Below are 26,202 nucleotides of genomic sequence, written 5' to 3' on the forward strand. Positions count from 1 at the left end.
ATGGTTCGAAGCCATAAAGACAAGCGAAGCATCAAACTGAGACGAAACAAAGCCGGACGAAACCCTCAATACATGGCCGATATCATCGCCGCTTGACCGTTAACTTGGATTCACGGCCGCGGGTAGATTCCGCAATCACTTGTCAGAACGCCGCAAAACCTCTATTTTGGGGGAGTGATGACTGGAGCGTGAACTCCAGCCATCGTTTGCTTAGTTAAAGAATTGGACCCGCACGGTGATTAACCAGCTCGTGCGGGTTTTTCTTATGCCAAACGTGACGCTAAATGGTCGGAACCACATAGATCACCTCCACATTCGAGGACAGGGCTGTGTCCTGCTACAGTCCGGGAAGCCCATCCGCCCGGATGCGCCAGCTGGCGTGACGTTGCTGCTTTCGGCCTCGAATGCGTCAAATACTATTGCAAGCTGACGATTTTGCAATCTAAAGGTGTTTTCCTCCCAGCGAGGAAAAACACATGGCGCGGCTTTTTATAAGCACGCTCTTGATTTGCTAAGGGCAAAGCGACTAGCTATCGCAACCCTTCCGCAATGCAAGGAACCCTGCCATGAGCGCGCTTGTCGAACAGCTGAAATCCACCGTTTCCGACACCAACGCAACAGATATCCGGGCTGCTTTCGCCAGTGATCCCAAGCGTTTCGCCAAATACAGCGTGACGCTCGACGACATGCTGTTCGACTATTCGAAATGCGCCGTCAACGAGAAGGTGCTGGACGGGCTGGAGGCAATCGCCAAGGCGGCCAAGGTCACGGATAAGCGCGATGCGATGTTTGCCGGCGATATCATCAACATCACAGAAGGCCGGGCTGTTCTGCATACCGCGTTGCGCAACCGGTCTAACACGCCGGTTCTGGTCGATGGCAAGGATGTGATGCCGGATGTCAACGCCGTGCTTGCGGCTATGGGCACCTTCTCCGACGGCATCCGCTCGGGCGCGCTGAAAGGCGCGACCGGCAAGAAGATCACCGATGTCATCAATATCGGCATCGGCGGCTCCGATCTCGGCCCGGTCATGGCGACGCTGGCGCTGGCACCCAATCACGACGGTCCCCGACTGCATTTCGTCTCCAATATCGACGGTGCGCATATCGCCGACACGCTGAAGCTGCTCGACGCTGAAACCTCCCTGTTCATCGTTGCCTCCAAGACCTTCACCACCATCGAGACAATGACCAATGCCGCGACCGCACGCGCCTTCATTGCCGAAAAGCTCGGCGAAAAGGCTGTCGGCCATCATTTCTGCGCCGTCTCGACCGCGCTCGACAAGGTCGCCGCGTTCGGCATCGAAGCGGACCGCATCTTCGGCTTCTGGGACTGGGTCGGCGGCCGTTACTCGATCTGGTCGGCGATCGGCCTGCCGTTGATGATTGCCGTCGGCAAGGAGAAATTCGGCGAGTTCCTGGCCGGCGCCCACGCGATCGACACCCATTTCCGCACGGCGCCATTACGCGAAAATCTCCCGATGCTGCTCGGCCTGCTCGGCTTCTACCATCGCAACGTGCTCGGCTACGCCACCCGCGCCATCCTGCCCTACGACCAGCGCCTGTCGCGGTTTCCGGCCTATCTGCAGCAGCTCGACATGGAATCGAACGGCAAGGGCGTGACGCTCGACGGCACACCGGTCGAGGGCAATTCCGGCCCGGTTGTCTGGGGCGAGCCAGGCACCAACGGCCAGCACGCCTTCTACCAGCTGATCCATCAGGGCACGAGCATCATCCCGGCCGAATTCATGATCGCCGCCAACGGCCACGAGACCAATCTACGCCACCAGCACCAGCTGCTGATGGCCAACTGCCTGGCACAGTCGGAAGCCCTGATGAAGGGCCGCACACTTTCGGAAGCCAAGGCACAGATGGCCTCGAAAGGTCTCGACAAGGACTTTATCGAGCGTATCGCGCCGCACCGCGTCTTTACCGGCAACCGTCCTTCGCTGACCCTCGTCTATGACGAGATGACACCCTTTACCTTCGGCCGACTGATTGCCCTTTACGAACACCGCGTCTTCGTCGAAGGCGCGCTGTTCAACATCAATTCCTTCGATCAGTGGGGCGTCGAGCTCGGCAAGGAACTGGCGACGGGCCTGCTGCCGGTCGTCGAAGGCAAGGAAAGCGCGGCCGGTCATGATAGCTCGACCGCCGGACTGGTTGCCGCGTTGTTGAAGGCTGCGAAATAACGGCCAGCGCCGCAGGACAGCGATGAATACAGGCTGAACGCGCAATTCAGCCTGTATTCGGACACAATGCGATATCCCTGAACTCGCGTCCTCAAGCCGGAGACATCTCCAGCGGCGCACGGGTTCGGGGCATAACGTGGAACACTATTTCTTCGATCTGCATTTCGACGGCGAACAGGTTGTCGATGAAGACGGCGTCGATCATTTCGACGTCGGTTCCGCCGTCTATTACGGCCAGAGAATTGCCGACAAGATCGGCCGCGACAGCGATTATCGCTCGCTCACCGTCCATGTGCGCACCTTCGAAGGGCCTGTCCTGGCTATCGTTGCCGCTTCAGCCGGCCGCGGATATGAGCAACTGGCGTTGATCGGACGGTAAGCGCCAAGGCGACACCCTTCCTGCCTCCCCCTTTCTTCGAAGAAAACAATCCCGCCATTCGTCAACACGGCCGATCATCCGCCTGTCATCAGAGCATGATCAAACGGGCCAAATGCAGCCGTCACCTGATTCGAGGTCAGCCGGTTCTTTCCGGCAGGTGGCAAAGCCCCCGTCGAGGCCTCTTATGGAAAAAACCGTTCTCGTTGTCACCGATGCCTGGCATCCGCAGGTGAATGGCGTCGTGCGCACGCTTGATGAGCTCGCCCGGTCCCTGAAGGAACAGGGCATTGCCATCCACTTCCTGACGCCGGAACGTTTTGCGACCTTTCCGCTGCCTTTCTATTCCGATATCCGGCTGGCACTGCCGATGCGGCGGCAGGTGGCGGGCGAGATCGACGCGGTGGCGCCGGACTACATCCATATCGCGACGGAAGGGCCGCTTGGTCTTGTGGCGCGGGGCATTTGTCTGCGCCGGAAGCTGCCGTTCACGACCAGCTATCACACCCGGTTTCCCGAATTCGTCAGCGCCCGGCTGCCCATCCCGGAAAGCTGGAGCTACTGGTGGCTGCGCCAGTTTCATAATTCCGGCAATGGCATGATGGTGGCGACCGCTTCGCTCGGAACGGAAATGGCCGCCCACGGCTTTCACAATATCAAGCGCTGGACGCGGGGGATCGATACCACCCTGTTTGATCCGGCACGCCGTCAGGACCTTCCGTTTCCCCGCCCGATCTTCCTGAATGTCGGACGCGTTGCCGTGGAGAAGAACCTGCCTGCTTTCCTCGATCTCGATCTGCCCGGCAGCAAGCTTGTCGTCGGCGACGGGCCTGATCTCGCGGCGTTACGGCAACGGTATCCGGATGTGCATTTTCTAGGAAAACGCCTGGGCACGGAACTGGCAACGCTCTATGCGTCGGCGGATGTCTTCGTCTTTCCGAGCCGGGTCGATACATTCGGCAATGTCATTCTGGAAGCACTCGCCAGCGGCTGCCCGGTCGCGGCGTTTCCGGTGACGGCACCGAAGGACATTCTGGGCGATGGTAGCGGCGCGCTGTCTAGCGATCTCAGACAGGCGGCCCTTGCCGCGTTGACGCTGTCGCGCGAGGAGGCGCGGCAAAAGGCGCTGACCTTCAGCTGGAGCGAATGCGCCCGCCAGTTTCTCTCCAATCTGGCCGGTGTCCCCCGCAGCGCCTTTGCCGGGCGCGTTCTCTTACCCTCCCCTTGAGGGGGAGGGTCGGCACGTCGTGCCGGGGTGGGGTGATGTTCGACATCCCCCAATAGATCATAGTGTGTCCACGGTGGTCACCCCCACCCGCCGCTTCGCGACGACCTCCCCCCTCAAGGGGGAGGTGGATTAAAGCCCAATCTCGTAGCTCCACGGCGGGTTTGCTCCGGCGCGTGAGACGGTGACGGCGGCGGCCTTTGCACCAAGCGTCAGCGCGTCGCGGACGGCGCTTTCGCTGAGATCGGCGACCTGTTGTTTGGTCAAGAGATTGTTCATCTTCAGCGATGCGAGGATGCCAGCGTCGAACGTATCGCCAGCACCGACGGTATCGACGACATCGACCTTTTCGCCCGAAACCGAGACCTTTCCACGCGACGTATAACCATCGGCGCCATCGGCGCCCTTGGTGATGACGACGAGTTTGGGGCCGCGCTGCAACCATTTGGCCACCAGTTCGTCATGCGTGCCTTCTTCGCCGAACCAGTCGAGATCCTCGTCGGAAAATTTGACGATGTCGGACATCTCAGCCATCCGCAGCATGCGGGCCTTGTGGGCCTCGGCATCCTTGATGAAGCCGGGACGAATGTTCGGATCGAAGGAAATCACCCGCTTCTGATATTCGCGGGTCATCAGCGCTTCGTAAGTCGATCCGCACGGTTCAGGGATGAGGCTGATGGCGCCGAAATGCAGCGCCTCGCAGAAATCGCCAAGTGCCGGCAGGTGGTCCTTGGTGATCATCCGGCCTGCCGTATTCTCGTCGAAGAAGGCATAGGTTGCCGAGCCGTTGACCAGTTTGACGAAGGCGACCGTGGTGTGCAGCGGCAGGGTCGCGCAGGGAGCGAAATCGACATTGCTGGATTTCAGCGTCTCGCGCAGCATATCGCCGAACATGTCGTCGGAGAGACCGGTGAAAAAGCCGGTGGGGATACCAAGGCGCCCGAGCGCGATGGCCGTATTGAAGATCGCGCCGCCGGAATAGGGAGCAAACGCCGTTTCGCCCGCCGTCGTCTGGCGCGGCAGCATGTCGATCAGGGCTTCTCCACAGCAAACGATCACAACGACGTCCTCCCCTTCAGTGATTTATTTCAATCGATTTAAGCCAAACCGCGCAAAAATTCCAGCGCCGTTTTCAGGCTGCCGGAAGCTCGCTGACGCCGCCATTGCGGCCGGACCATTCGAGCGGTGCGTTGAGGAAAGCCTCGACCTCGGACAGCGTCTTTTCGTCGAACAATTTCTGCTGCTTGGCGACATCAAGCACATCGCGCCAGGTGGCGATATTGTGCAGGGTGACGCCCTTGTCCTGCATCTCGCCGCGAGCCTGCGGGAAGATATCGTAGTAGAACAGGGCAATACCGTGATCGACCACGCCGCCGGCTGCGCGGATGGCGTCGATGAACTTGAACATCGAGCCGCCGGCCGTCGTCAGGTCCTCGATGACGAGGACACGGGCGCCTTCCGGCATATGGCCTTCGATCTGCGCATTGCGGCCATGGCCCTTCGGGGCCTTGCGGACATAGATCATCGGCAGCGCCAAGCGTTCGGCCAGCATGGCCGCAAACGGAATGCCCGCCGTTTCGCCACCGGCAATGACGTCGAACTGCTCGAAACCGGCTTCGCGCAGCACGGTGGCTGCGGCAAAATCCATCACTGCCGAGCGGATGCGCGGATAGGAGATCAGCTTGCGGCAATCGATATAGACCGGGCTCGCCATGCCGGACGCCAGCTTGTAGGGCTTGTCGGCACTGAAATGCACCGCCTTGATTTCCCAGAGCATCTTGGCGACGAGTCCGGCCATCACGGCCTTGTCGGGAAAGGATGTCTGGATCATCGGCGGGGCTCCTGCAGCTCGGGATTTTTATCCCCCGCCGCATAGCAGGTCGGGCCGTGCAATGCCAGAGGTGGAGGCGCCGCCGAAATCAATCGTTCTGGTTCTCGCCCTGTTGCTGGCAGAAGGTAATGCGGTTGTTGAAGGGATCGATCACCTCGACCTCCAGCCCCCAAGGCGCCTTTTTCACGCCCGGCTTCATGTAGCGGTAGTTCTTGCCCGCCAGTTCCGCCTGCAATGCTGCCGCATCCCCGACACGGACGAAGGCGCGGGCGCCGGGGCTTGCGTCGCCGGCATGTTCGCTCAGATGCAGGATCATGTCTTCCCGGGTGACCTGGCAATAGAGCGGGAAATTGTCGCCGAACCGATGTTCCCAATCGAGCGTGAAGCCGAGAAAGCCGCAGTAGAATTCCATCGCCTTGGCCACGTCGAAGATGCGGAAGATCGGGATCGGCGGTTTGATGCCGACATGACCGTCCTGTTTTTGCGTCGGCTTTTCCACCGCATCGATCTTTGCCGACAGGATATTCCACTGATCGTAGCCGAACTGGCCGGCGACGATTTCAAGGGCTTCGCTGTGGGAAAGACTGGTATTGCGATCCACAAAGGCCTGTCTGAGCACCTTTGCCATCAGTTTCGCATCGCGAAAATCGCGCATGGTTCATCCTCCGTGTGGCGGCAAACAGGACGATCAGTGCCCGCTCTGCTGACCCGTTCGCCATCAACGCCAAAGGCAAGGATGAGAAAGGTTTTAGGTGGGATGCATTCACCATACGTGCCGGAGCACTGCGGGGCGGCTGGCCACATCCGGCCAGCGACAGTGTTAGGCGAAGTTTTCTTCGCTATCAAGCCGGATCGCTCAGACCACTTGCCAATGCAACGGGAACATCGGATCGAATACCGTGACCGTGCCGGCCTCCGTCTCGATCTTTTCCGGGAACGTCACCGCCTCCGCCTGCTTGCGCAGCGTGATCGTCTCGTCGTTGACCGGCAGACCGTACCAGGCCGGGCCATTCAGCGAGGTGAAGGCTTCCAGCTTGTCCAGCGCATTTTCCTGCTCGAACACGTGGGCAAGGCAGCTCATGGTGTTGATCGAGGTGTAGATGCCGGCGCAGCCGCAGGCGCATTCCTTCAACGGATCGACATGCGGGGCTGAATCGGTGCCGAGGAAGAAGCGGCCGTCGCCGGATATAGCTGCGGACCGCAGCGCCAGGCGATGCAGTTCGCGCTTGGCGACCGGCAGGCAGTAATAATGCGGGCGGATGCCGCCGACCAAAATGGCGTTGCGGTTGATGATCAGGTGATGGGTGGTGATCGAACCGGCAAGATTGCTCTTGGACGCCTTGATGTAGTCGATGCCGTCCTTGGTGGTGACATGTTCCATCGTCACCTTCAATTCCGGCAGGCGGGCGCGCAACGGCTCCAGCACGGTTTCGATGAAAACGGCTTCGCGATCGAAGATATCGACTTCGGGCGTCGTCACCTCGCCGTGGACGCAGAGCGGCAGGCCGATCCTGGCCATGCGCTCCAGCACCGGCATGGCGTTTTCGAAGTTGCGCACGCCGCCATGCGAATTGGTGGTGGCACCGGCCGGATAGAGCTTGACGGCCTTGATCAGGCCGCTGGCATGACCGGCCTCGACGTCATCCGGATTGGTGCCCTCGGTGAGATAAAGGGTCATCAGCGGCTCGAAACGATCGCCCTTCGGCAATGCGGCCATGATGCGCTCGCGATAGGCGGACGCATCGGCAGTCGTCACCACCGGCGGCACGAGATTGGGCATGATGATGGCGCGGGCGAAGTGGCGGCTGGTATCGCCGATGACGCCCTTGAGCATACCGCCATCGCGCAGATGCAGATGCCAGTCGTCGGGACGGCGGATCGTCAGTTCGGTGACGGGCTGTTGGCTCATGGCGGATATCTCCAGGCACTCATAAATTTCTGAAAACACAGAGCCAAGGCATACAAATGAAGCTGAAACAGAGACGTGGCGTCATTGTTTCGCTCGGTCGAATGCCCCACCCTCCGTCATCCTCGCCCTTGTGGCGGGGATCCAGCGACCCGACGTCTGTCGGGTCAAAGACTCTCGTCGCCCAAGGACTTGGGCGGCTGGATTCCTGTGACAAGCACAGGAATGACGGAGAGAAAGAGCTCCGCCCACCAGCATTGAGGTTCCGATAGCATCATTTCAGCGACGGAAACAATGGAGGATCGGCGCGATCAGGCCGTTTCGAAAAACTCGATGGCGATATCGGCAGCACGCGAATTGTCGATGATCCGTTTGCCGTTCGGCAGATCGTTTCCGTAGAGCTTCCATTCGATGCCGGCAGCATCCAGCCCATAGTGGACCCAGCGCTGCCGCAGCCGATCTTCCAGAACCGCATAAGGTGGGCCGACGAAGATCGACAGATCGAACATGCCGTCGAGCCGCGACCAGGGTGCCTCGTCGAGCAACAGGTAGTTGCCCTCCGCCAGAATGATCCGTGTTTCAGGCGATACCGGCCTGGCCGACGCGATGGCGATTTCGCGGGAGCGGTCAAATACCGGGACGAGAACCTCCTCATCCGTCCTGCGCACCGCCGAAACGATATCGATGAAGGCGCGGACGTCGAAAGTCTCCGGCGCGCCCTTGCGTTTCAGCAGGCCGCGCTCTTCGAGAATGCCGTTGTCCATGTGAAATCCGTCCATCGGCAGCACGGCGGACTTTTCGCCGCGGCGCGTCAACTCTTCCTGCAGCGCATCGGCAAGCGTGGACTTGCCGGCCCCGGGGGGGCCGGCAATGGCGACGATGAAGCGGGGCGACGTGCCCGCCTTTTCGACAATGCTATCCGCGATGGCGGCAAGCGTCATGGTCATGCGGCGGCGGCCTCAGGCGGCACCTTGGCGCCGGTCATGAAGGCGACGGCATCCGACATCGTATAGTCCTTCGGATTGATAACGCAGAGGCGCTTTCCAAGCCGATGGATATGGATGCGGTCCGCCACCTCGAACACATGCGGCATGTTGTGCGAGATCAGCACGATCGGCAGGCCGCGGGAGCGCACGTCGAGGATGAGTTCGAGAACCTTGCGCGATTCCTTGACCCCGAGGGCTGCCGTCGGCTCGTCAAGAATGATCATCTTGGAGCCGAAGGCCGCAGCCCGTGCAACCGCAACGCCCTGGCGCTGGCCGCCGGACAGCGTCTCTACCGCCTGGTTGATGTTCTGGATCGTCATCAGCCCAAGCTCGGAAAGCTTGTCGCGGGCGATCTTGGCCATCTTTGGCCGGTCGAGCATGCGGAAGATCGACCCCATCGGCCCGGCTTTGCGGATCTCGCGGCCGAGGAACATGTTGTCGGCGATCGACAGCGCCGGCGAAAGCGCCAGGTTCTGGTAGACGGTTTCGATGCCGGCTTCGCGTGCCTCCAGCGGAGACCGGAAGTTGACGACCTTGCCGTCAAGCCGGATTTCGCCTTCGTCCGGATGGACAGCCCCCGAGATCGCCTTGATCAGCGAGGATTTGCCGGCACCGTTGTCGCCGATGACGGCGAGGATTTCGCCGGGATAGAGGTCGAAATCGGACTGGTCCAGCGCGGTGACGCGGCCATAGCGCTTGACGATACCCCTTGCCGTCAAGAGGGGTGCGGTGAGAAGAGGTTCCATCAGCCTGCTACCTTTCTGATCCACTGGTCGACGCCGACAGCCGTAATGATGAGGACACCGGTCAACAGGACTTTCCACTGCGGATCGGCGCCGAGCATGTTGAGGCCCATCGACACCACGCCGACGATGAGCGCGCCGAAGAGAGTGCCAAGGATCGAGCCGCGTCCGCCGAACAGCGAGATGCCGCCGATCACCGCTGCCGTAATGGCCTGCAGATTGTAATCCGTGACCGCCCAGGACGGCGAGATCGAGCCGTTGCGGCCAATCGAGACCCAGGCAGCAAGAGCTGCAATCGCCCCGGCAAGGCCGTAGACGCCGAGAAGCACGCCCTTGACCCGGATACCCGACAGTTCCGCCGCTTCCGGATCGTCACCGACCGCATAGACGTGGCGTCCCCAGGCGGTGTGGTTGAGCGCATACCAGAGTGCCACCACGGTGATCACCATCATGATCACGCCCAGCGTGAAGACGGCCGAGCCGATCTTGAAGCTGGCGCCGAACAGACCCAGCAGCGGTGCAGCGGTTTCGATGTCGGCACGGCGAATGGTCTCGTTGGCCGAGTAGATATAGTTGATTGCCGCGATGATGTTCCAGGTTCCCAGAGTGACGATGAAGGGCGGTAACTTCATTCGTGAGACCAGGAAACCGTTGGTCATGCCGCAGACGGTACCGGTGACGAAACCCGCCAGAATGGCCAATGGTGCCGGCAGGCCGTAGGTCACGGCGCAATTGCCCATGACCACCGCCGAAAGCACCATGATCACGCCGATCGACAGGTCGATACCCGCCGTCAGGATGATCAGCGTCTGTGCCGCGCCTAAAATACCGACGACGGCGATCTGCTGCAGGATCAACGTCAAGGTGCCGGCCGTAAAGAACCGCTCACCTTTCAGGACGCCGAACACGATAATGGAAAATATCAGCACGATCGCCGGAATGGCGGCCGGTGTCGAATGCAGAAAATGCTGAATGCGCCGCAGCGGCGAACGATCTTCGAATGAAGCGACCGACTTGTCGCTTTGATCGAGTGTTTTTTCGAATTCCTGGACGCTTGTCATGACAACGCCTCCCTCCCAAGAGCCCGGCCTACCAACCGGTTGTTGAAAAGGGCGGCCCTGAAACCGCCCTTCCATATTCATTCTGTGCTCAAAGCCCTAGAGCATCAACCCCAGCACTTGTCCGTGCCGGCCTTGACGTCGATCGACTCGACGCCCTTGGCAGGCTTGTCGGTGACGAGAGCAACGCCGGTGTCGAAGAAGTCCTTGCCAGCAGTCGGCTTCGGCTTGGTGCCGTCCTTGGCATACTGGGCAATGGCTTCGATGCCGAGCGAGGCCATCAGCAGCGGATATTGCTGCGACGTCGCGCCGATAACGCCTTCAGCCACCGACTTCACACCGGGGCAACCGCCGTCAACGGAAACGATCAGGACGTCCTTTTCCTTGCCGACGGCCTTCAGCGCTTCATAGGCGCCAACTGCGGCCGGTTCGTTGATCGTGTGGATGACGTTGATGTCCGGATCCTTCTGGAGAAGGTTTTCCATGGCGGTGCGGCCGCCTTCTTCATTGCCGTTGGTCACGTCATGGCCGACGATGCGCGCATCGTCTTCGTCGCCGATCTTCGCGGGATCCTTCGGATCGATGCCGAAGCCGATCATGAAGCCCTGGTCGCGCAGAACGTCGACAGTCGGCTGCGACGGCACGAGATCGAGGAAGCCGATCTTGGCATCCTTGGCCTTGTCACCGAGCGTCGCGGCGGCCCAGGCGCCGATCAGCTTGCCAGCCTGCAGGTTGTCCGTCGCAAAGGTCGCGTCGGCAGCGGTTGCCGGATCGAGCGGGGTGTCGAGCGCGATCACCAGAAGACCGGCGTCCTGCGCCTTCTTGACCTGATCGACGATGGCCTTGGTGTCGGAAGCAGCAATCAGGATACCCTTGGCGCCATCGGCGATGCAGGACTCGATGGCTGCAACCTGGCTGTCATGGTCGCCGTCGACCTTGCCGGCGTAGGACTTCAGGTCAACGCCGAGCTCCTTGGCCTTGGCTTCGGCGCCTTCCTTCATCTTGACGAAGAAGGGGTTGGTATCGGTCTTGGTGATCAGGCAGGCCGAAACATCGGCGGCCTGGGCAGGGGCTGAAAATACGACGCCGAGCGCCAGGGCGCCAAGAGCGGCGGAAACAATAGTCTTCTTCATGAAATCCTCCCAAGGATTGAAAAATGGCACCGGCGAACCGGCCCGTCGGGCTTCGCCCACCGCATCATCTCCTCTGAGCGGGTGGCGCTTCCGGACACAAAACAAACATCAAAACAAAATCCTGTCAATAAATAAATCAAATTGAATTATTAAAAATCTGTGCCATTCTCTGCGCAGAAAATGTGCATGCGCCTCTCGTGGTTGCAATGCACCCAAGAAACAAAGTGAAAGGCGTGACCAGGAGGCCAGTCCGGAACAACCCAGTCCGGATAGGAAATCACGCTTTAGGAGGAAACGGGCATGACATCACAAGCCGGTTCCGGCGGTGCATCGACCGTTCCGGACGTCTTCGACCCGGGGGGCGGCGCCAATCTCACCCGCGTGCGCGCCTATAATGAGCGGCTGGTCATGTCGCTGGTGCGCCGCCACGGCAGCCTCTCGAAAGCCGATATCGCCCGGCGTTCCGGCCTGTCGGCGCAAACTGTTACCGTCATCATGCGGGCGCTTGAGAAAGACGACCTGCTCATTCGCGGCGAGCCGGTGCGCGGCCGCGTCGGCCAGCCTTCCATCCCGATGCGGCTCAACCCGGATGCGGTCTATTCCTACGGCGTCAAGATCGGCCGGCGCAGTTGCGATCTCGTGCTGATGGATTTCGTCGGCAATATCCGCCTGCAGTTGCATCAGACGCACGCCTATCCGATGCCGGACGATATTCTATCTTTCATCGTCGAGGGCATACCGAAACTTGAAAAAATGCTCACCGGAGAGCAGCGCGCGCGCATCGCCGGCGTCGGCATCGCCACTCCCTTCCAGCTGTGGAGCTGGGCCGAGGAGACCGGCGCTCCGCGTGAAGCGATGAACAGCTGGCGCGGTTTTGACCTGCGCGACGAGGTGGCGGCACGCACCCATCACCCGGTGCTGATGCAGAACGACGCCACCAGCGCCTGCGGCGCCGAGTTGATCTTCGGGGTCGGTTCTTCCTATCCGGATTTCATCTATTTTTATATCGGCTCGTTCATCGGCGGTGGCATCGTGCTCAACTCGGCGCTGTTTTCCGGCCGCTCCGGAACGGCCGGCGCCGTCGGCCCGCTGCAGGTGTCCGACAAGAACGGCAAGCCACAGCAGCTGCTGAAGATCGCCTCGATCTTTGTGCTCGAAAATCTGCTGCGCGAGAAAGGCATCGACCCGAAACCCCTCTGGTATTCGGCCGATGAATGGATCGATTTCGGCGAGCCGCTGGAAACCTGGATCCAGCTGACCGCAGCGGCGCTGGCGCAGGCCATCGTCTCCTCCGCCTCGATCATCGATTTCGGCGCCGCCGTCATCGACGGCGGTTTTCCCGGCTGGGTGCGCGAGCGCATCGTCGCGGCAATCCGCAACGCGGCCGGCGACCTTGATCTCGAGGGCGTCATCCTGCCAGATATCATCGAGGGGGCGGTCGGCGCCCAAGCCCGCGCCATCGGCGGCGCCAGCCTGCCGCTGTTCTCGCGCTACCTCATCGATACCAACGTTCTTTTCAAGGAAACAGCCTGATGCTGAAAGGTCTAAACCCACTCCTGAGCCCCGAGCTTCTGGCGACACTGCGCGCCATGGGCCACGGCGATGAAATTGCTTTGGTCGATGGCAACTATCCGGGGCAGGAACACGGCCGCCGGCTGATCCGGCTCGACGGGCATCATCTGATCCCGGTTCTCGACGCAATCCTCAGCCTGCTGCCGATCGACGATTTCGTGCCGTCGGCCATTTTCCGCGCCACCGTGAAGCAGGACCGCGATGCGCTCGACCCGGTGCATCGGGACATTATCGCCTGCTGCGCCAAATACGAACCGGACAGGGCGGTCGCGCCGCTGCTGGGGCCGGAATTCTATCCGCGGGTCCGCGCCGCCCATACCGTCGTCCAGACCAGCGAACCGCGGCTTTATGGCAATGTCATCCTGCGCAAGGGCGTCATCTACTCCTGACTGCCTTGAACGACAGACACGAAAAAGCCCGCCGACTTACCAATCGGCGGGCTTTTTATCGACTAATCAGCAATCAGGCGCGCTTGGCATCGACCGAGAGAGCACCGGCACCGAACGTGGCGACGAACAGGAAGCCGCCTGCCATGGCAAGGTTCTTCATGAAGTGGATGTCGTTGCCGGCAACCGAGAAATCACCATGACCGATAAACGCCGTGGCAACGCAAAAGAGCGCCAGGATGTAGGCGGCCGGGCGGGTGAAAAGGCCCAAGAGGATGGCGAGACCGCCGAGCAGTTCGACAGCGGTGACGATGATGGCCGTGACCATGGGGAGCGGCAGGCCCATGCTGCCGAAATAGCCGGCGGTGCCGCCGAGCGCGGTGAGCTTGCCGTAACCGGCGACGATGAAGAGGATGGAAAGAAGGATACGTGCGACGAGGAGGACTGCATTCTGCGGCATTGGAAGAGACTCCGGTTTGGGTTCATTGTTGGCGACAGATTTATCAGCAATTCCAAATTCATCCAGCCCATGGGCCGGAGACAGATCGTTCACAATAAGTAGACGACCCACATAGATCGTCAACCGAGTAAACGGTCACGCAGGTAGAGCAGCATTGCGACGGCGAATCCACTCGACTATCGCCAGCATATCCCCGGACATTGCGGTTTCGATCGTATTTTTTGTTGCAACGCCTTGAAGACTGCGAGAAGAATTTCGGCGGGGAAGCAATGCATTGGCGGACGGGGAAGCAAATGAGCGAGATCAACAAGAGTCCGGCCTTCTGGCGTTCCTTTCCGATTTTCGAGGAATTCGACAAGGAGACGATTTCTGCGATCGCAGCACTTGCGATCTATCGTAAATGGACACCGGGAACGGTGATTTTTCAGCGTGGCGATGAAGGTAATTACATGATTGCCGTTTTGTCCGGACGCATCAAGCTGTCGCTCATCACGCCCCAAGGCCGCGAATTGCTGCTGCGCCATATCGAGGCGGGCGCGCTCTTCGGCGAAATGGCTATTCTCGACAACCAGCCCCGCTCCGCCGATGCGACCGCGATCACCGCAACCGAAGGCTATGTCATCAGCAAGAAATCCTTCCTCGACTTCATCACCCATACACCCAACGCCGCCGCGTCGATCATCCGCTATCTCTGCCTGCAGCTGCGCGAAACGACGGACCGGCTGGAAACCATCGCGCTCTACGATCTGCACGCCCGCGTGGCACGGTTCTTCCTGGCGACGCTGAAGCAGATTCACGGCAACGAGCTACCCGAAAGCGCCAATCTGCGCATCACGCTCAGCCAATCGGATATTGCCGGCATACTTGGCGCCAGCCGTCCCAAGGTGAACCGGGCCATTCTGGCGCTGGAGGAAAGTGCTGCGATCAAGCGGCTCGATGGTGTCATCACCTGCCATATTGGCCGTCTGCAGAAGATCGCGGAACCGGAAGAGGAATAACCCGTTGAAAAGTTTCCGCCTGTCCCGGATCAGGCCGCTTTTTGCGGGTGCAGCCGCAAGCCTTCTCGGCGCATTGCTGCTGTTCTTCTACGGTGGACCGGCGTTGGAAACGCAGCGGGAACAGTTTTTCGATTCCCTCACCCAATGGGTCCCCGCACCACAATCCGCAGAGATCGTCGTCATCGACGTCGACCGTAAATCGATGCAGCAGTCGACGGACAAGACCTGGGGCCGGACCGAGACGGCCGAGCTTCTGTCCAGACTGTCCAAGGCCGGAGCCAGGGCCGTTGCCATCGACTTCATCTTCAGCACGGCCTGCGATCCGGCGGAACCATCCAATATCGCTCTGGCACAGGCGATTTCCGGCGTGCCGGTCATTCTCGGTTTCCTGATCGCCGATGGCGGACCTGAACACCCCGCGCCGGTGCCGCCAGTTGCCGTCCGCAAACCGGTCACTATTCCCGATCTCTGGTTCATCAACGCCGCGGAAGCCTCCTGCAGCTTCCTGCAGACGGCGTCGCATTCGGCAGCCGCCGCCTTTCTGGTCGGCGACGAGGATGCCCGCATCCGCCGGGTGCAGGCCTATTCGATCATCGGCAACGACGCCTATCCGGCACTGGGGCTTGAAGCTGCGCGCCTGGCTGAGGGTGGACACACGCCGATCCTCGGCGGACAACCCGCCTGGCTGAAGCTTGAGAGCCGGTTGATCGAACTGGATGAGGACGGTAGCCTGCGTTTTGCCGCGAGCCCCATTGCAGCCATCGAGGCACGCACGGTGTCGGCAGGCGATGTTTTGAGCGGCGGCGTTGCGGACACGCGCTTCAAGGACAAGACGGTGTTGATCGGCAGCAGCCTGCCCAATCTCGGCGGGTTGCGCTCAACCGCCTCCATGCCGCTGGAACCATCGGTGCAGATCCATGCCGACATCGCCAATGCGGTGCTGACCGGTTTCATCCCGGAAAGGCAGGCAAAGCTTCCTTTGTTCGAAGCGGCACTGGCCCTGATCGGCGGGCTGTTGGTGGCCTTCGTCACCACGCGTCTGCGGCCGGTCACCTCCGTTGCCCTCGGCATTCTGGCAATCTCGGCCACGATCGCTGCTGCTGCGGCGATCTATGCAGGGTCCGCGCTGCTGGTCGATGCCGTCGGCATCAGCCTTGCTCTGATCTTCGTACTTGTCGTGACCAGCACGCTGCAATTCGCCCGCGTCCGGCGGGCGGAATCGACAGCGCGCAGCAAATTCTCGCAGTACCTGCCGCAATCCGTCGTCGCCCGCTATATCGACAATCCGGATGACGACCGGGTGGGAGAAGAACGCCCGGTGACTGCGCTGTTTACCGATATCGAAGGCTTTTCGACGCTATCCCAGAAATTGGCGCCGCGCGATCTCGTCACCCTGCTCGATATCTACTATGCCGAGGTCAACGGCCTGGTGGCGCGCTATGGGGGCATGGTCGACAAGGTGGTGGGCGATGCCGTGCATGCCTTCTTCAATGCGCCGGAGGACCTGAACGATCACGTCAACAAGGCGATCGACTGCGCCGAAGCAATCCGGGCTCTGACGGAGGAAATGCGGCAGCGTCCGGGTTTTGCCGAGCACCAGTTCGGCCGCACCCGGATTGGCATCGAAACGGGGATTGCCGTGCTTGGCGAGGTCGGCGCCGGCGGCAAGCTGGATTACACGGCGCATGGCGACTGCATCAATCTTGCAGCCCGGCTTCAGGAGGCCAACAAGTTTCTCGGGACCGCCATCTGCATCGGCCCGCAGGCCGCCGTCGAGAGCGGCCGCACCCTGCGCTCGGTCGGCATGCACGAAATCCGCGGTTTTGGCGAGATGGAACTGTTCACCAGCCAAGCCTGACTGCTATCAGCGCTTCAAGCCGACACTGGCATAGGCCTCGACGATCCGGGCTTCCTTCCACTTCACGGTCTTGTTCGGCGCATCGCCGGGCTTGGCGATCTCGATGCCTTCTCCAGCATTGACCAGCCGCCGGACGCCGCCGGCATCGACCGCCACCTGGCCATGTTCGACGAAAACGGCAAAGACGCCGCGATTGGGGCCTGCGAAAAACTTCGTACCCCGCACGCCGATCATGCCGAAGGTGGTGCGCAGCGCCAGATCGATCTTCGGCAGGCCTTCCGGCCGGTCGAACACCATCTGACCCATGCCGAGTTCCATCGTGCCGCCCTGACCGGCGATAAAGCTGTCGAGCAGCAGCTCCGTCTTGCTGCCGAGCAGAATTCGCGTGTCGCCGACGAGCGCCAGGTCGGCGAAACTGTCGCTGCCGGTGGCGACAAAATCATTGTCCATGATCTGCCCGCCTGTCGCCAACCCTTCCTGCTTTTCCGCTCGCTTGAGATTGACCTTGCCACGCACGTCCGATGCCTTGCCGATCACCGTGCTTGCCTGGGTCGGTATGGCAGCAAGACCGCCTGCGACCAGCGCGCAACCGGCAATGAATGCCCGCCGCCCGATCAGGCTTTGCCGCAGCACTTGAATGTCTGGCGTCATGTCCTTGCTCCTTGTCCAAAACAATCCGGTTTTCCGGCGAAAACCCGTTTCCGCGATTGAGACGTCTGACGTCCCCCTCGGATTTCGCTCTTGCCCGGCGTGATCCCCATCCTCCTGCCCGGCGGCTCCAGGCGCTGTTTCCCGGGGAACAGCGCCGGCCCGGCCCGCGCCATAGGGTGACACAAACGCCAAGGAGAACGCCATGAAAAACGGACCCAGCAAGCGCATTTCGGCCGTCAATGCCATCCTGCTCACCGTCGTGAGCCTGGTTTCGATTGCAGCGATCGCCATTCCCCCCGCCCGCGCCGCCTCGGCATTGCTGCCGGCAGACCAATGCGACGCGGAAGCCGGCAGCGAACATGACCTGCAACGCAACCTGGCCTTTCGTCCCGTGGCGACCGAGGATATCCGCATCGGCATCGCCCTTTCGGCTTGCCGCGAAGCCTACAACCAGGGCAGCGGGCCGCGCCAGACCTTTGAGCTTGCCCGCGTGCTCCATGCCGCCGGCCAGCGCGGGCAGGCCATGGCGATGCTGGAAAAGGCGGCCGAAGGAAGCCATGCGGTCGCGATGGTGAATTATGCCGTGATGCTCGGCGAACGCGGCGACCGTGCAGCGGAATTTGCGCTCTATCAAAAGGCGGCCGCCACCGGAAACATCCTCGCCGCCTACAATCTCGGCGTCGCCTACCGCGACGGCATCGGAACATCGGCCAGCGGTGCGCTCGCCGCACAATGGTTCGAGCGGGCGTCCGTCGCCAAGGACAATCTGGGTGCCTTCAACCTCGCCGTCATGCTGGACGAAGGCACGCAAATCCCGGAGGACAACGGCAAGGCCGCGCAGTTCTACAAGCTGGCCGCAGATCGCGGCAATGTCGATGCGATGGTCAATCTCGGCCTGATGCTGGAAAGCGGCGAAGGCATGCCAGCCAATGCCTCTGCTGCGACCGCGATGTTCGGCCGGGCTGCGGAAAAGGGCGATGCGTTCGCACAGGGCAAGATCGCCCAGCCGGCGATTGATACAGCCACCACGAGCAGCGTCGAACTGAGCGAACAGGCAAGTCTGGCCATGCCGAAGACTGGCCGTGTGAAGTGAGGCCAACGTACCCCAGAAAGAGGCCCCGGCCTGCTCATGCCGGAGAACCCAGCGCCGTCCGTTGGGGCGGATTGAATTACCCGTCCCAACGGACATTCAAACAGCAAACCGTAAGCGAAAACTAACCTTTTCGCTTAGCGAATTTCGCCTGCCTGCGGGCCCCAGGTGTCGGTGAGTGCAAAACCTTCGGCCATCGGATCGAACGGGTCGAGTGCGACCTGATGCAGGCCGAAGGTCCAGCCGCGTCCCGAAATGGTCGGGATGATTGCCGGACGCCCGGCCACTTCCGTGACGCTTTCGAGCCCAACCTCGAATTCGGAGCCGATGATCGAACGCGACTTGAAGACATCGCCGACCTTTGCCAGCCCACGGGCGTGCAACGTTGCCAGATTGGCCGAGCTGCCGGTGCCGCAGGGCGAGCGATCGACGCGGCCCGGCCACATCGTCGTGCAGGTGCGCACCGTGCCATCAGCCTCGGTATCGCGAAACATCACATAGGCGACGCCCTTGATCTCGGGGATTTCCGGATGGACGACGGGAATGGTGCGGTTGACCAGATCCTTCAGGATCATGCCGGCCTCGACAATTTTGCGGGCATTGGCCTTTTCGATCGTGGTGCCGATCTGCGCCACATCGACCAGCGCATAGAAGATGCCGCCATAGCAGATGTCCATCTTGATGCGGCCCCAATCCGGGGTGTCGATCTCGACATCCAGCTCATGCACGAAGGACGGCACCATGGTGAGCTTGACGCGCTCGCATCGGCCGTCCCGGCAGGTTGCCGTCGCCTTGACGAGACCGGCCGCGGTATCGAGCATGACGACCGTTTCCGGCTCCTTCATTTCGACAATGCCGGATTCCAGCAGCGCCGTGGTGACGCAGATCGAGTTGGAGCCGGACATCGCATGCGCCTGATCGGCCTGCAGGATGATAAAGCCGGCATCCGCCTCCGGCCGCTTCGGCGGCACCAGAAGATTGACAGACCCGATCGACGCAGCGCGAGGTTCCAGGCAAAGGAACCGGCGCAGGCTGTCATCGACGGTGTTGATGTGATGCAACTGTTCGGCAATGGTGTTGCCCGGTATTTTCGGCACGCCGCCGATAGCGACCTTGCCGATTTCACCTTCGCAATGAACATCCAGCAACTGGATCGTGCGCTTCCATCTCATCCCATCGCTCCTTGCATCCTCGACCCGGGAGAACCAACGCCCGTCACGTCGAAAAACCGACCTGAATCTGTGATATATCAGTCAGCCCACTTTGCCTAGACGCTATCGGACGGGCCACGGAAAAACCCTGCAATCTCGGAACGAAGCCGGGACCGTCAACGACGTTGCGACATTATCGCGTCCATCGGGACAACGGTATCGGATATGGGAATGCGCCGTTTGAAGCCCGCGCTGATTTGAATCCTCCCAAATATGTTGCTTGACGCACGCGCCATCCACCGACAGCGTGTCGACATTAATTAGAGTTTTCTTTTTTAATCGGATTTCTGCAAAATGACGAAGCTGATCATCTTCACCGACCTGCACATGGTACCGGAAGGGCAGTCGATCATCGGTCTTGATCCTTTCAAAGGGCTTGCCGCCGGCGTCGAGCATGTCAACCGCTACCATGCCGATGCGGAGCGAGTGATCATCATGGGCGACCTGACCCACCGCGCCGACCGGCCCTCCTACGAGCGGCTGAAGACCTTGCTGGACCAGTTGATCCCGCCGCTCGCCATCACCGTCGGCAACCATGACCACCGGGAAACGTTCACTGATGTGTTTCCGGACGTTGCCACGGACGAGGATGGCTTCGTACAGTACGTCATCGACTTTCCGGATTGCCGCGCCGTGATCCTCGATACGCTGTTTGCGCCGCCCTACGATTATCCGCGCAGCCATGCCGGTTTCCTCTGCACCAAACGCCTCGCCTGGCTCGACCGTCAGCTGGAAACCGCTGGCGACTTGCCGGTTCTGCTTTTCATGCACCACCCGCCGCACGCCACCGGGTTTACCGGCATCGACCTGATGCGGTTGATCAACGAGGTGGATTTCTACGACGTGGTGAAGCGCCGGGGCAATGTCCTGCATATCTTCGCCGGCCATGTTCACCGGACCATCTCCGGTTCCAGCCGGGGCATTCCGTTCTCGGTGTTCAAGAGCCCCGTCCACCAGCAGCCGATGCCTTTCGACGCCCCCGACGCCTCGCTCTCCGTCGACGAACCCGCCGCCTACGGCATCGCCATCATGACGGACACGGGCATTCTGGTGCATACGGAGGATTACGAGATCGCGGTGCGGGAAGCGACGGTGGCTTGAAGCCCCTCCCCCTTGTGGGGAGGGGTTGGGGAGGGGACTTTTCTTTGAAATAAGAAGGAAACCCCTCCCCTCCGCTTCGCTACGACCCTCCCCACAAGGGGGAGGGTTAGACCGTGGATGACGCCACCCCATTCCGTTCCCGCATGATTTCCGCTACCCTGCCCGCATGACCCTTGCCGTTCCCACCGATGATTTCGACTGCCAGAGCTGTGGCGCCTGTTGCAGCTATTCCGAAGACTGGCCGCGTTTTTCGCTGGAAACAGACGAGGAGCTGGACCTCATCCCCGCTGAATATGTTTCTGCCGATCTCGGCGGCATGCGCTGCGAGGACAATCGCTGTTCGGCGCTCGACGGCAAGCTCGGCATCCATGTCGGTTGCAAGATTTATGCGGTGCGCCCGATCGTCTGCCGCACCTGCATGCCGGGTGACGACGAATGCCTGATGGCGCGCCATAAATTATCTCAGAAAGTCTTGCTCTGACGCGGGATCGTCCGGTTCGATTTCGATATGACCGCATAGTGTACGGTTTTTTGGATTTAATTCGGGGAAATGTCCGGTATTAGGCTTGTTTTACCGGATAGCCATCCTGAGACCCCTGCCCTATTTTGCGCCCATGAATTCCGGGCCACGCCGCGTGTGCCTGACAGCTTCGAAAAGGGACGATTTCGATGAGCCAGCCGCAGCCACAAAACACCACCGATACCCCAACTGCTCCCTTTTCTAATTTTGCCCCACCACTCGCCGAACAGACCGCGCTGCGCCAGGCCATCACCGCTGCTTACCGCCGCCCTGAAACCGAATGCCTGCCGCCTCTGGTCGCTGCCGCAACACTCTCCGACGATATCCGCGCCCACGCCAAAAACACCGCCCGCAAGCTGATCACGGCGCTGCGCGCCAAGCACAAGGGCTCCGGCGTCGAGGGTCTGGTGCATGAATATTCGCTGTCGAGCCAGGAAGGCGTGGCGCTGATGTGCCTGGCCGAAGCGCTGCTGCGTATTCCGGACACTGCCACCCGCGATGCGCTGATCCGCGACAAGATCGCCGATGGCGACTGGCGCTCGCATATCGGCGGCGGCCGTTCCCTGTTCGTCAATGCCGCCACTTGGGGCCTCGTCGTCACCGGCAAGCTCACTTCGACCGTCAACGACCGCAGCCTCTCGGCAGCACTGACCCGCCTGATCGCGCGGGCCGGTGAACCGGTGATCCGCCGGGGCGTCGATATGGCGATGCGGATGATGGGCGAGCAGTTCGTCACCGGCGAGACCATCGACGAGGCGCTGAAACGCTCGCGCCCGCTGGAAGCCAGGGGTTTCCGCTATTCCTACGACATGCTCGGTGAAGCTGCGACCACGGCCACTGATGCCAAGCGCTATTATGCCGATTACGAAAATGCCATCCACGCCATCGGCAAGGCCTCCGCCGGCCGTGGCATCTATGAAGGCCCCGGCATCTCGATCAAGCTTTCGGCGCTGCACCCGCGTTACGTCCGCGCCCAGTCGGCCCGCGTCATAGCCGAGCTGTTGCCGAAGGTGAAGGCGCTGGCGCTGATCGCCAAAAGCTATGACATCGGCCTCAACATCGATGCCGAAGAAGCCGACCGGCTGGAACTGTCGCTCGACCTGCTCGAAGCGCTGCGCCTCGATCCGGCCCTCTCCGGCTGGAACGGCATGGGCTTCGTCGTCCAGGCCTACGGCAAGCGTTGCCCGTTCGTGCTCGATTTCATCATCGATCTCGCCCGCCGCTCCGGCCACCGGATGATGGTGCGTCTCGTCAAGGGCGCCTACTGGGATGCCGAGATCAAGCGCGCCCAGATCGACGGCCTCGACGGTTTCCCGGTCTATACCCGCAAGATCTATACCGACATTTCCTACATCGCCTGCGCCCGCAAGCTGCTGGATGCGACCGACGTGATCTTCCCGCAGTTCGCCACCCACAACGCCCAGTCTCTGGCAACGATCTACGAAATGGCCGGTCCCGATTTCAAGGTCGGCAAATACGAATTCCAGTGCCTGCATGGCATGGGCGAGCCGCTCTATGACGAAGTGGTCGGCAAGGCCAATCTCGACCGCCCCTGCCGCATCTACGCGCCTGTCGGTACGCATGAGACGCTGCTCGCCTATCTCGTCCGCCGGCTGTTGGAAAACGGCGCCAACTCCTCCTTCGTCAACCGCATCGCCGATCCGGCCGTCTCGATCGACGAGCTGATCGCCGATCCCGTCGATACCGTCCCCGCCATGCCGGTGATGGGCGCGCAGCACGAGCAGATCAAGGCGCCGGCTGATCTCTATGCCGGACGCAGCAATTCCGCCGGTCTCGATCTCTCCAACGAGACTTCGCTGTCGATGCTGTCGGAGGCCCTGAAGGCCAGCGCTGCGATCGACTGGACCGCCGCCCCGCATCTCTGCGCCGAGACGCTACGTGGCGAGAGCCGCCCGGTGCTCAATCCCGGCGATCACCGCGATGTCGTCGGCTCCGTCGTCGAGACCGCCGAAGACGATGCCCGCCGGGCCGTCGAGATCGCGCTTGCCGAAGGTGCCAAGTGGAGCGCCGTCTCCCCCACCGAGCGCGCCCAATGCCTGGTGCGCGCCGCCGGTCTGATGCAGGCCCGCATGCCGACACTGCTCGGCCTGATCGTTCGCGAAGCCGGCAAGTCGCTGCCCAATGCCATTGCCGAAGTCCGCGAAGCCATCGACTTCCTGCGCTATTACGCCGAACAGGCGACCCGCACGCTCGGCCCTGCGCATCAGGCGCTAGGGCCCATCGTCTGCATCAGCCCGTGGAACTTCCCGCTCGCCATCTTCTCCGGCCAGATCGCCGCAGCGCTGGTCGCCGGTAATCCGGTGCTGGCCAAGCCCGCCGAAGAAACCCCACTGATTGCCGCAGAAGGCGTTCGTATTCTGCATGAGGCGGGCATCCCTGCAGAAGCGCTGCAACTGCTGCCGGGTGACGGCCGCGTCGGTGCTGCCCTTGTCGGCGCGCCCGACATTGCCGGCGTGATGTTCACCGGCTCGACGGAAGTCGCCCGGTTGATCCAGGCCCAGCTTGCCGATCGCCTGTCCGCCTCCGGCAAGCCGATCCCGCTGATTGCCGAAACCGGCGGCCAGAACGCCATGATCGTCGACTCATCCGCCCTTGCCGAACAGGTCGTCGGCGATGTCATCGCCTCTGCCTTCGACAGCGCCGGTCAGCGCTGCTCGGCGCTGCGCGTACTCTGCCTGCAGGACGATGTTGCCGACCGTGTGCTGACCATGCTGAAGGGCGCCCTGCATGAACTCGATATCGGCCGCACCGACCGCCTGGCTGTCGATGTTGGCCCGGTCATATCAGCGGAAGCCAAGGGCATTATCGAAAAGCATGTCGAAGCCATGCGCGGCATCGGCGCCAAGGTGGAGCAGATCACGCTGCCGGCTGCGACCGCTGAAGGCACGTTCGTGCCGCCAACGATCATCGAGCTGAAACAGCTCTCCGACCTCAAGCGCGAAGTGTTTGGCCCGGTCCTGCACGTGCTGCGCTACGAGCGCGATGATCTCGACCGGCTGATCGATGATATCAACGCCACCGGCTATGGCCTGACGTTTGGCCTGCACACGCGTCTTGACGAAACCATTGCGCATGTCACCAGCCGCGTGAAAGCCGGCAATCTCTACGTCAACCGCAACATCATCGGCGCCGTCGTCGGCGTCCAGCCGTTTGGTGGACGGGGCCTGTCCGGCACCGGCCCGAAAGCCGGCGGCCCGCTTTATCTCGGCCGTCTCGTCACGACGCCGCCGGTGCCGCCGCAGCATAGCTCGGTGCATACCGATCCGGTTCTGCTCGATTTCGCCAAGTGGCTGGATAGCAAAGGCCTGAGAACGCAGGCGCAGGACGCCCGCGAAACCGGCAGCCAATCGGCGCTCGGCCTCACCACCGAGCTTGCCGGCCCGGTCGGCGAACTCAACCTCTACGCCCTGCATGCGCGCGGAAAAATCCTGCTGGTGCCGCAGACTGCCGATGGCCTCTACCGCCAGCTTGCCGCCGTCTTTGCAACCGGCAATACCGCCGTGGTCGATACGGCATCCGGCCTCAAGGAAGCGCTGGCATCGCTGCCCACCACGGTCGCCGCCCGCGTGTCCTTCACCGCCGATTGGCGCATGGACGTACCCTTTGCCGGCGCTTTGCTCGAAGGTGAGGCAGAGCGTATCCGCGCCGTCAACAAGCAGATCGCCACCCTTCCCGGCCCACTGGTCCTGGTCCAGGCAGCGTCGACGGCAGAGCTTTCGAAAAACCCCGATGCCTATTGCCTGAACTGGTTGCTCGAGGAGGTTTCCACCAGCGTCAATACGGCGGCTGCCGGCGGCAATGCAAGCCTGATGTCGATCGGGTGAGGATACGTGCCGCCCGGATGAAAGCTCGCAAAGCTTCCCCTCCCCGATAGCTCGGTTTGGTTTGGCGAGCCGCCCTCACTCCCCGTCATTCTCGCCCTTGTGGCGGGAATCCAGCGGTGCCGCGTCTGCGGCGCCAAAGACTCCTGTTCTCTCTATAAGGCAGTTCTCCCACCGCGCCGACACGCGGTGACTGGATGCCCGCCACAAGGGCGAGCATGACGGAGAGTGGGGTCGCCACCCCACTGCAGCCCCCGAAAAATGGCATCCCTTGGCACCACACCGCCCGATGCGCTATCACCGCGCAAACGGGCCGGCCAATGTTCACGCTTCAACGCATCGAAACCTACACTCAGGACATCAAGAAGAGCCGGTTTCTCGCGGTCTGCGGCCCCGTGCCCAGCGAGCAGGCAGCAAAAGACTTCATTGCCGAACATTCCGACCTGACGGCGAACCACAATTGCTGGGCCTTCCGCATCGGCCAGACCTATCGCTTCAACGATGACGGCGAGCCGGGCGGCACGGCGGGAAAGCCGATCCTGCAGGCCATTGACGGCCAGTCCCTCGATCATATCGCCGTTGTCGTCACCCGCTGGTTCGGCGGCACGCTGCTGGGCAGCGGCGGCCTGATCCGGGCCTATGGCGGCACGGCGGCGATGTGCCTGCGTGCTGCGGAGAAGATAGAGGTCATCGAGACGGTCGAGGCCACCGTCGATTGCGACTTTTCCGATCTGGCCCTGATCAAGGCGCGACTCGCCGGGCTGGGCGCGCTGATCAGCGCGGAAGCTTTTACCGGTACAGGCGCCAGCCTTACCCTGCAAATCCCCAGGGGCGCGGCTCAGGCAGCCACTGCGATGATCCTTGATCTCAGCCGTGGCCGCGCAGTCCTCCGCTTGGACGATTGATGGATACCGCTTCAGCGCACTTTCGATAACGCGTTGAAAACAAGAATTATTTTTCCTCCCATCCCATCTTGCCGAAAGATTGGCTGCTGGCCAGCCTGTCATATTCGGAATAGAAACAGCGGGTAAACAGAGTTTTCCCGCCCGGATGGGGCGGGATT

Annotated in this window: 23 protein-coding genes; 12 read left to right on the forward strand and 11 right to left on the reverse strand. The window is 61.5% G+C overall.

Annotation, left to right across the window (positions count from 1 at the left end):
- Positions 1–566 precede the first annotated feature (566 nt).
- The 3 genes from pgi to ACP7BS_RS28625 all read left to right on the forward strand — a co-directional run bounded on the left by pgi (position 567) and on the right by ACP7BS_RS28625 (position 3,796).
- Positions 567–2,192, forward strand: coding sequence for a glucose-6-phosphate isomerase (gene pgi / locus ACP7BS_RS28615; protein WP_426240808.1), 1,626 nt, complete (start codon positions 567–569; stop codon positions 2,190–2,192).
- 136 nt (positions 2,193–2,328) lie between these two features.
- Positions 2,329–2,571 carry a DUF6894 family protein gene (locus ACP7BS_RS28620; protein ID WP_426240809.1) on the forward strand — a complete coding sequence of 81 codons (243 nt, stop codon included), beginning with the start codon at positions 2,329–2,331 and terminating at the stop codon, positions 2,569–2,571.
- A gap of 184 nt (positions 2,572–2,755) precedes the next feature.
- Positions 2,756–3,796 (forward strand): glycosyltransferase family 4 protein, encoded by a 1,041-nt coding sequence (locus tag ACP7BS_RS28625; RefSeq protein ID WP_426240810.1) that lies wholly within the window; start codon positions 2,756–2,758, stop codon positions 3,794–3,796.
- 129 nt (positions 3,797–3,925) lie between these two features.
- Here ACP7BS_RS28625 and ACP7BS_RS28630 read toward each other — a convergent pair whose 3' ends face one another.
- The 8 genes from ACP7BS_RS28630 to ACP7BS_RS28665 all read right to left on the reverse strand — a co-directional run bounded on the left by ACP7BS_RS28630 (position 3,926) and on the right by ACP7BS_RS28665 (position 11,450).
- Entirely contained in the window at positions 3,926–4,852 is a 927-nt protein-coding gene (locus ACP7BS_RS28630; RefSeq protein ID WP_426240811.1) for a carbohydrate kinase family protein, read from the reverse strand.
- Positions 4,853–4,925: 73 nt separating this feature from the next.
- Positions 4,926–5,624: an orotate phosphoribosyltransferase gene (locus tag ACP7BS_RS28635; RefSeq protein ID WP_426240812.1), complete on the reverse strand. Its 699-nt coding sequence runs from the start codon at positions 5,622–5,624 to the stop codon at positions 4,926–4,928.
- A gap of 88 nt (positions 5,625–5,712) precedes the next feature.
- Complete coding sequence (locus ACP7BS_RS28640) at positions 5,713–6,279, reverse strand: glyoxalase superfamily protein (protein WP_426229363.1); 567 nt, start codon at positions 6,277–6,279, stop codon at positions 5,713–5,715.
- Positions 6,280–6,480: 201 nt separating this feature from the next.
- Positions 6,481–7,533 carry a dihydroorotase gene (pyrC, locus tag ACP7BS_RS28645; protein WP_426240813.1) on the reverse strand — a complete coding sequence of 351 codons (1,053 nt, stop codon included), beginning with the start codon at positions 7,531–7,533 and terminating at the stop codon, positions 6,481–6,483.
- A gap of 308 nt (positions 7,534–7,841) precedes the next feature.
- Complete coding sequence (locus tag ACP7BS_RS28650) at positions 7,842–8,471, reverse strand: nucleoside triphosphate hydrolase (RefSeq protein ID WP_426240827.1); 630 nt, start codon at positions 8,469–8,471, stop codon at positions 7,842–7,844.
- 2 nt (positions 8,472–8,473) lie between these two features.
- Positions 8,474–9,262 carry a sugar ABC transporter ATP-binding protein gene (locus ACP7BS_RS28655; RefSeq protein WP_113246859.1) on the reverse strand — a complete coding sequence of 263 codons (789 nt, stop codon included), beginning with the start codon at positions 9,260–9,262 and terminating at the stop codon, positions 8,474–8,476.
- Positions 9,262–10,320, reverse strand: coding sequence for an ABC transporter permease (locus ACP7BS_RS28660; RefSeq protein ID WP_426229365.1), 1,059 nt, complete (start codon positions 10,318–10,320; stop codon positions 9,262–9,264). Before ACP7BS_RS28660 ends, ACP7BS_RS28655 begins: the two co-directional genes overlap by 1 nt.
- A 104-nt stretch (positions 10,321–10,424) precedes the next feature.
- Complete coding sequence (locus tag ACP7BS_RS28665) at positions 10,425–11,450, reverse strand: sugar ABC transporter substrate-binding protein (RefSeq protein ID WP_426229366.1); 1,026 nt, start codon at positions 11,448–11,450, stop codon at positions 10,425–10,427.
- 300 nt (positions 11,451–11,750) lie between these two features.
- Here ACP7BS_RS28665 and ACP7BS_RS28670 point away from each other — a divergent pair, with 300 nt between their 5' ends.
- A complete protein-coding gene (locus ACP7BS_RS28670; protein ID WP_426229367.1) occupies positions 11,751–12,983 on the forward strand; it encodes an ROK family transcriptional regulator in 1,233 nt (410 codons plus the stop codon).
- Positions 12,983–13,411: an RbsD/FucU family protein gene (locus tag ACP7BS_RS28675; protein WP_426229368.1), complete on the forward strand. Its 429-nt coding sequence runs from the start codon at positions 12,983–12,985 to the stop codon at positions 13,409–13,411. Before ACP7BS_RS28670 ends, ACP7BS_RS28675 begins: the two co-directional genes overlap by 1 nt.
- A gap of 73 nt (positions 13,412–13,484) precedes the next feature.
- On the opposite strand, the gene ACP7BS_RS28680 is transcribed toward ACP7BS_RS28675, so the two are convergent.
- Positions 13,485–13,868 (reverse strand): DoxX family protein, encoded by a 384-nt coding sequence (locus ACP7BS_RS28680; RefSeq protein WP_426229369.1) that lies wholly within the window; start codon positions 13,866–13,868, stop codon positions 13,485–13,487.
- A 293-nt stretch (positions 13,869–14,161) separates the two neighbouring features.
- Between ACP7BS_RS28680 and ACP7BS_RS28685 the strand changes: the two genes are divergently transcribed.
- Positions 14,162–14,866 carry a Crp/Fnr family transcriptional regulator gene (locus ACP7BS_RS28685; protein ID WP_426240814.1) on the forward strand — a complete coding sequence of 235 codons (705 nt, stop codon included), beginning with the start codon at positions 14,162–14,164 and terminating at the stop codon, positions 14,864–14,866.
- A 4-nt stretch (positions 14,867–14,870) separates the two neighbouring features.
- A complete protein-coding gene (locus tag ACP7BS_RS28690) occupies positions 14,871–16,724 on the forward strand; it encodes a CHASE2 domain-containing protein (protein WP_426240815.1) in 1,854 nt (617 codons plus the stop codon).
- A gap of 6 nt (positions 16,725–16,730) precedes the next feature.
- Here ACP7BS_RS28690 and ACP7BS_RS28695 read toward each other — a convergent pair whose 3' ends face one another.
- A complete protein-coding gene (locus ACP7BS_RS28695) occupies positions 16,731–17,354 on the reverse strand; it encodes a FecR family protein (RefSeq protein ID WP_426240828.1) in 624 nt (207 codons plus the stop codon).
- Between the two features lie 223 nt (positions 17,355–17,577).
- Here ACP7BS_RS28695 and ACP7BS_RS28700 point away from each other — a divergent pair, with 223 nt between their 5' ends.
- Positions 17,578–18,468, forward strand: coding sequence for a tetratricopeptide repeat protein (locus ACP7BS_RS28700; RefSeq protein ID WP_426240816.1), 891 nt, complete (start codon positions 17,578–17,580; stop codon positions 18,466–18,468).
- Positions 18,469–18,602: 134 nt separating this feature from the next.
- Here the strand turns inward: ACP7BS_RS28700 and ACP7BS_RS28705 are convergent, their stop codons facing one another.
- The gene (locus ACP7BS_RS28705; RefSeq protein ID WP_426240817.1) at positions 18,603–19,637 is read right to left on the reverse strand and encodes a proline racemase family protein; all 1,035 of its coding nucleotides are present in this window, start codon (positions 19,635–19,637) and stop codon (positions 18,603–18,605) included.
- A 333-nt stretch (positions 19,638–19,970) separates the two neighbouring features.
- On the opposite strand from ACP7BS_RS28705, the gene ACP7BS_RS28710 reads away from it, so the two are divergent.
- The 4 genes from ACP7BS_RS28710 to ACP7BS_RS28725 all read left to right on the forward strand — a co-directional run bounded on the left by ACP7BS_RS28710 (position 19,971) and on the right by ACP7BS_RS28725 (position 26,044).
- Positions 19,971–20,777 (forward strand): phosphodiesterase, encoded by an 807-nt coding sequence (locus ACP7BS_RS28710; protein WP_426240818.1) that lies wholly within the window; start codon positions 19,971–19,973, stop codon positions 20,775–20,777.
- A gap of 166 nt (positions 20,778–20,943) precedes the next feature.
- The gene (locus ACP7BS_RS28715) at positions 20,944–21,258 is read left to right on the forward strand and encodes a YkgJ family cysteine cluster protein (RefSeq protein ID WP_426240819.1); all 315 of its coding nucleotides are present in this window, start codon (positions 20,944–20,946) and stop codon (positions 21,256–21,258) included.
- Between the two features lie 188 nt (positions 21,259–21,446).
- Positions 21,447–25,142: a trifunctional transcriptional regulator/proline dehydrogenase/L-glutamate gamma-semialdehyde dehydrogenase gene (putA, locus tag ACP7BS_RS28720; RefSeq protein WP_426240820.1), complete on the forward strand. Its 3,696-nt coding sequence runs from the start codon at positions 21,447–21,449 to the stop codon at positions 25,140–25,142.
- A 317-nt stretch (positions 25,143–25,459) separates the two neighbouring features.
- Positions 25,460–26,044 (forward strand): IMPACT family protein, encoded by a 585-nt coding sequence (locus ACP7BS_RS28725; RefSeq protein ID WP_426240821.1) that lies wholly within the window; start codon positions 25,460–25,462, stop codon positions 26,042–26,044.
- Positions 26,045–26,202: the final 158 nt, after the last annotated feature.

The organism is Pararhizobium sp. DWP1-1-3 (assembly GCF_049896125.1).
In the GTDB taxonomy this organism is placed as follows: Bacteria; Pseudomonadota; Alphaproteobacteria; order Rhizobiales; family Rhizobiaceae; genus Pararhizobium.

Bases quoted from the DNA above. Each gene is read 5' to 3' on its own strand.
- pgi (WP_426240808.1), top strand. From the start codon at position 567: ATGAGCGCGCTTGTCGAACAGCTGAAATCCACCGTTTCCGACACCAAC.
- ACP7BS_RS28625 (WP_426240810.1), top strand. From the start codon at position 2,756: ATGGAAAAAACCGTTCTCGTTGTCACCGATGCCTGGCATCCGCAGGTG.
- ACP7BS_RS28635 (WP_426240812.1), bottom strand. From the start codon at position 5,624: ATGATCCAGACATCCTTTCCCGACAAGGCCGTGATGGCCGGACTCGTC.
- ACP7BS_RS28640 (WP_426229363.1), bottom strand. From the start codon at position 6,279: ATGCGCGATTTTCGCGATGCGAAACTGATGGCAAAGGTGCTCAGACAG.
- pyrC (WP_426240813.1), bottom strand. From the start codon at position 7,533: ATGAGCCAACAGCCCGTCACCGAACTGACGATCCGCCGTCCCGACGAC.
- ACP7BS_RS28650 (WP_426240827.1), bottom strand. From the start codon at position 8,471: ATGACGCTTGCCGCCATCGCGGATAGCATTGTCGAAAAGGCGGGCACG.
- ACP7BS_RS28655 (WP_113246859.1), bottom strand. From the start codon at position 9,262: ATGGAACCTCTTCTCACCGCACCCCTCTTGACGGCAAGGGGTATCGTC.
- ACP7BS_RS28660 (WP_426229365.1), bottom strand. From the start codon at position 10,320: ATGACAAGCGTCCAGGAATTCGAAAAAACACTCGATCAAAGCGACAAG.
- ACP7BS_RS28665 (WP_426229366.1), bottom strand. From the start codon at position 11,450: ATGAAGAAGACTATTGTTTCCGCCGCTCTTGGCGCCCTGGCGCTCGGC.
- ACP7BS_RS28670 (WP_426229367.1), top strand. From the start codon at position 11,751: ATGACATCACAAGCCGGTTCCGGCGGTGCATCGACCGTTCCGGACGTC.
- ACP7BS_RS28675 (WP_426229368.1), top strand. From the start codon at position 12,983: ATGCTGAAAGGTCTAAACCCACTCCTGAGCCCCGAGCTTCTGGCGACA.
- ACP7BS_RS28680 (WP_426229369.1), bottom strand. From the start codon at position 13,868: ATGCCGCAGAATGCAGTCCTCCTCGTCGCACGTATCCTTCTTTCCATC.
- ACP7BS_RS28685 (WP_426240814.1), top strand. From the start codon at position 14,162: ATGAGCGAGATCAACAAGAGTCCGGCCTTCTGGCGTTCCTTTCCGATT.
- ACP7BS_RS28700 (WP_426240816.1), top strand. From the start codon at position 17,578: ATGAAAAACGGACCCAGCAAGCGCATTTCGGCCGTCAATGCCATCCTG.
- ACP7BS_RS28705 (WP_426240817.1), bottom strand. From the start codon at position 19,637: ATGAGATGGAAGCGCACGATCCAGTTGCTGGATGTTCATTGCGAAGGT.
- ACP7BS_RS28710 (WP_426240818.1), top strand. From the start codon at position 19,971: ATGACGAAGCTGATCATCTTCACCGACCTGCACATGGTACCGGAAGGG.
- ACP7BS_RS28715 (WP_426240819.1), top strand. From the start codon at position 20,944: ATGACCCTTGCCGTTCCCACCGATGATTTCGACTGCCAGAGCTGTGGC.
- putA (WP_426240820.1), top strand. From the start codon at position 21,447: ATGAGCCAGCCGCAGCCACAAAACACCACCGATACCCCAACTGCTCCC.
- ACP7BS_RS28725 (WP_426240821.1), top strand. From the start codon at position 25,460: ATGTTCACGCTTCAACGCATCGAAACCTACACTCAGGACATCAAGAAG.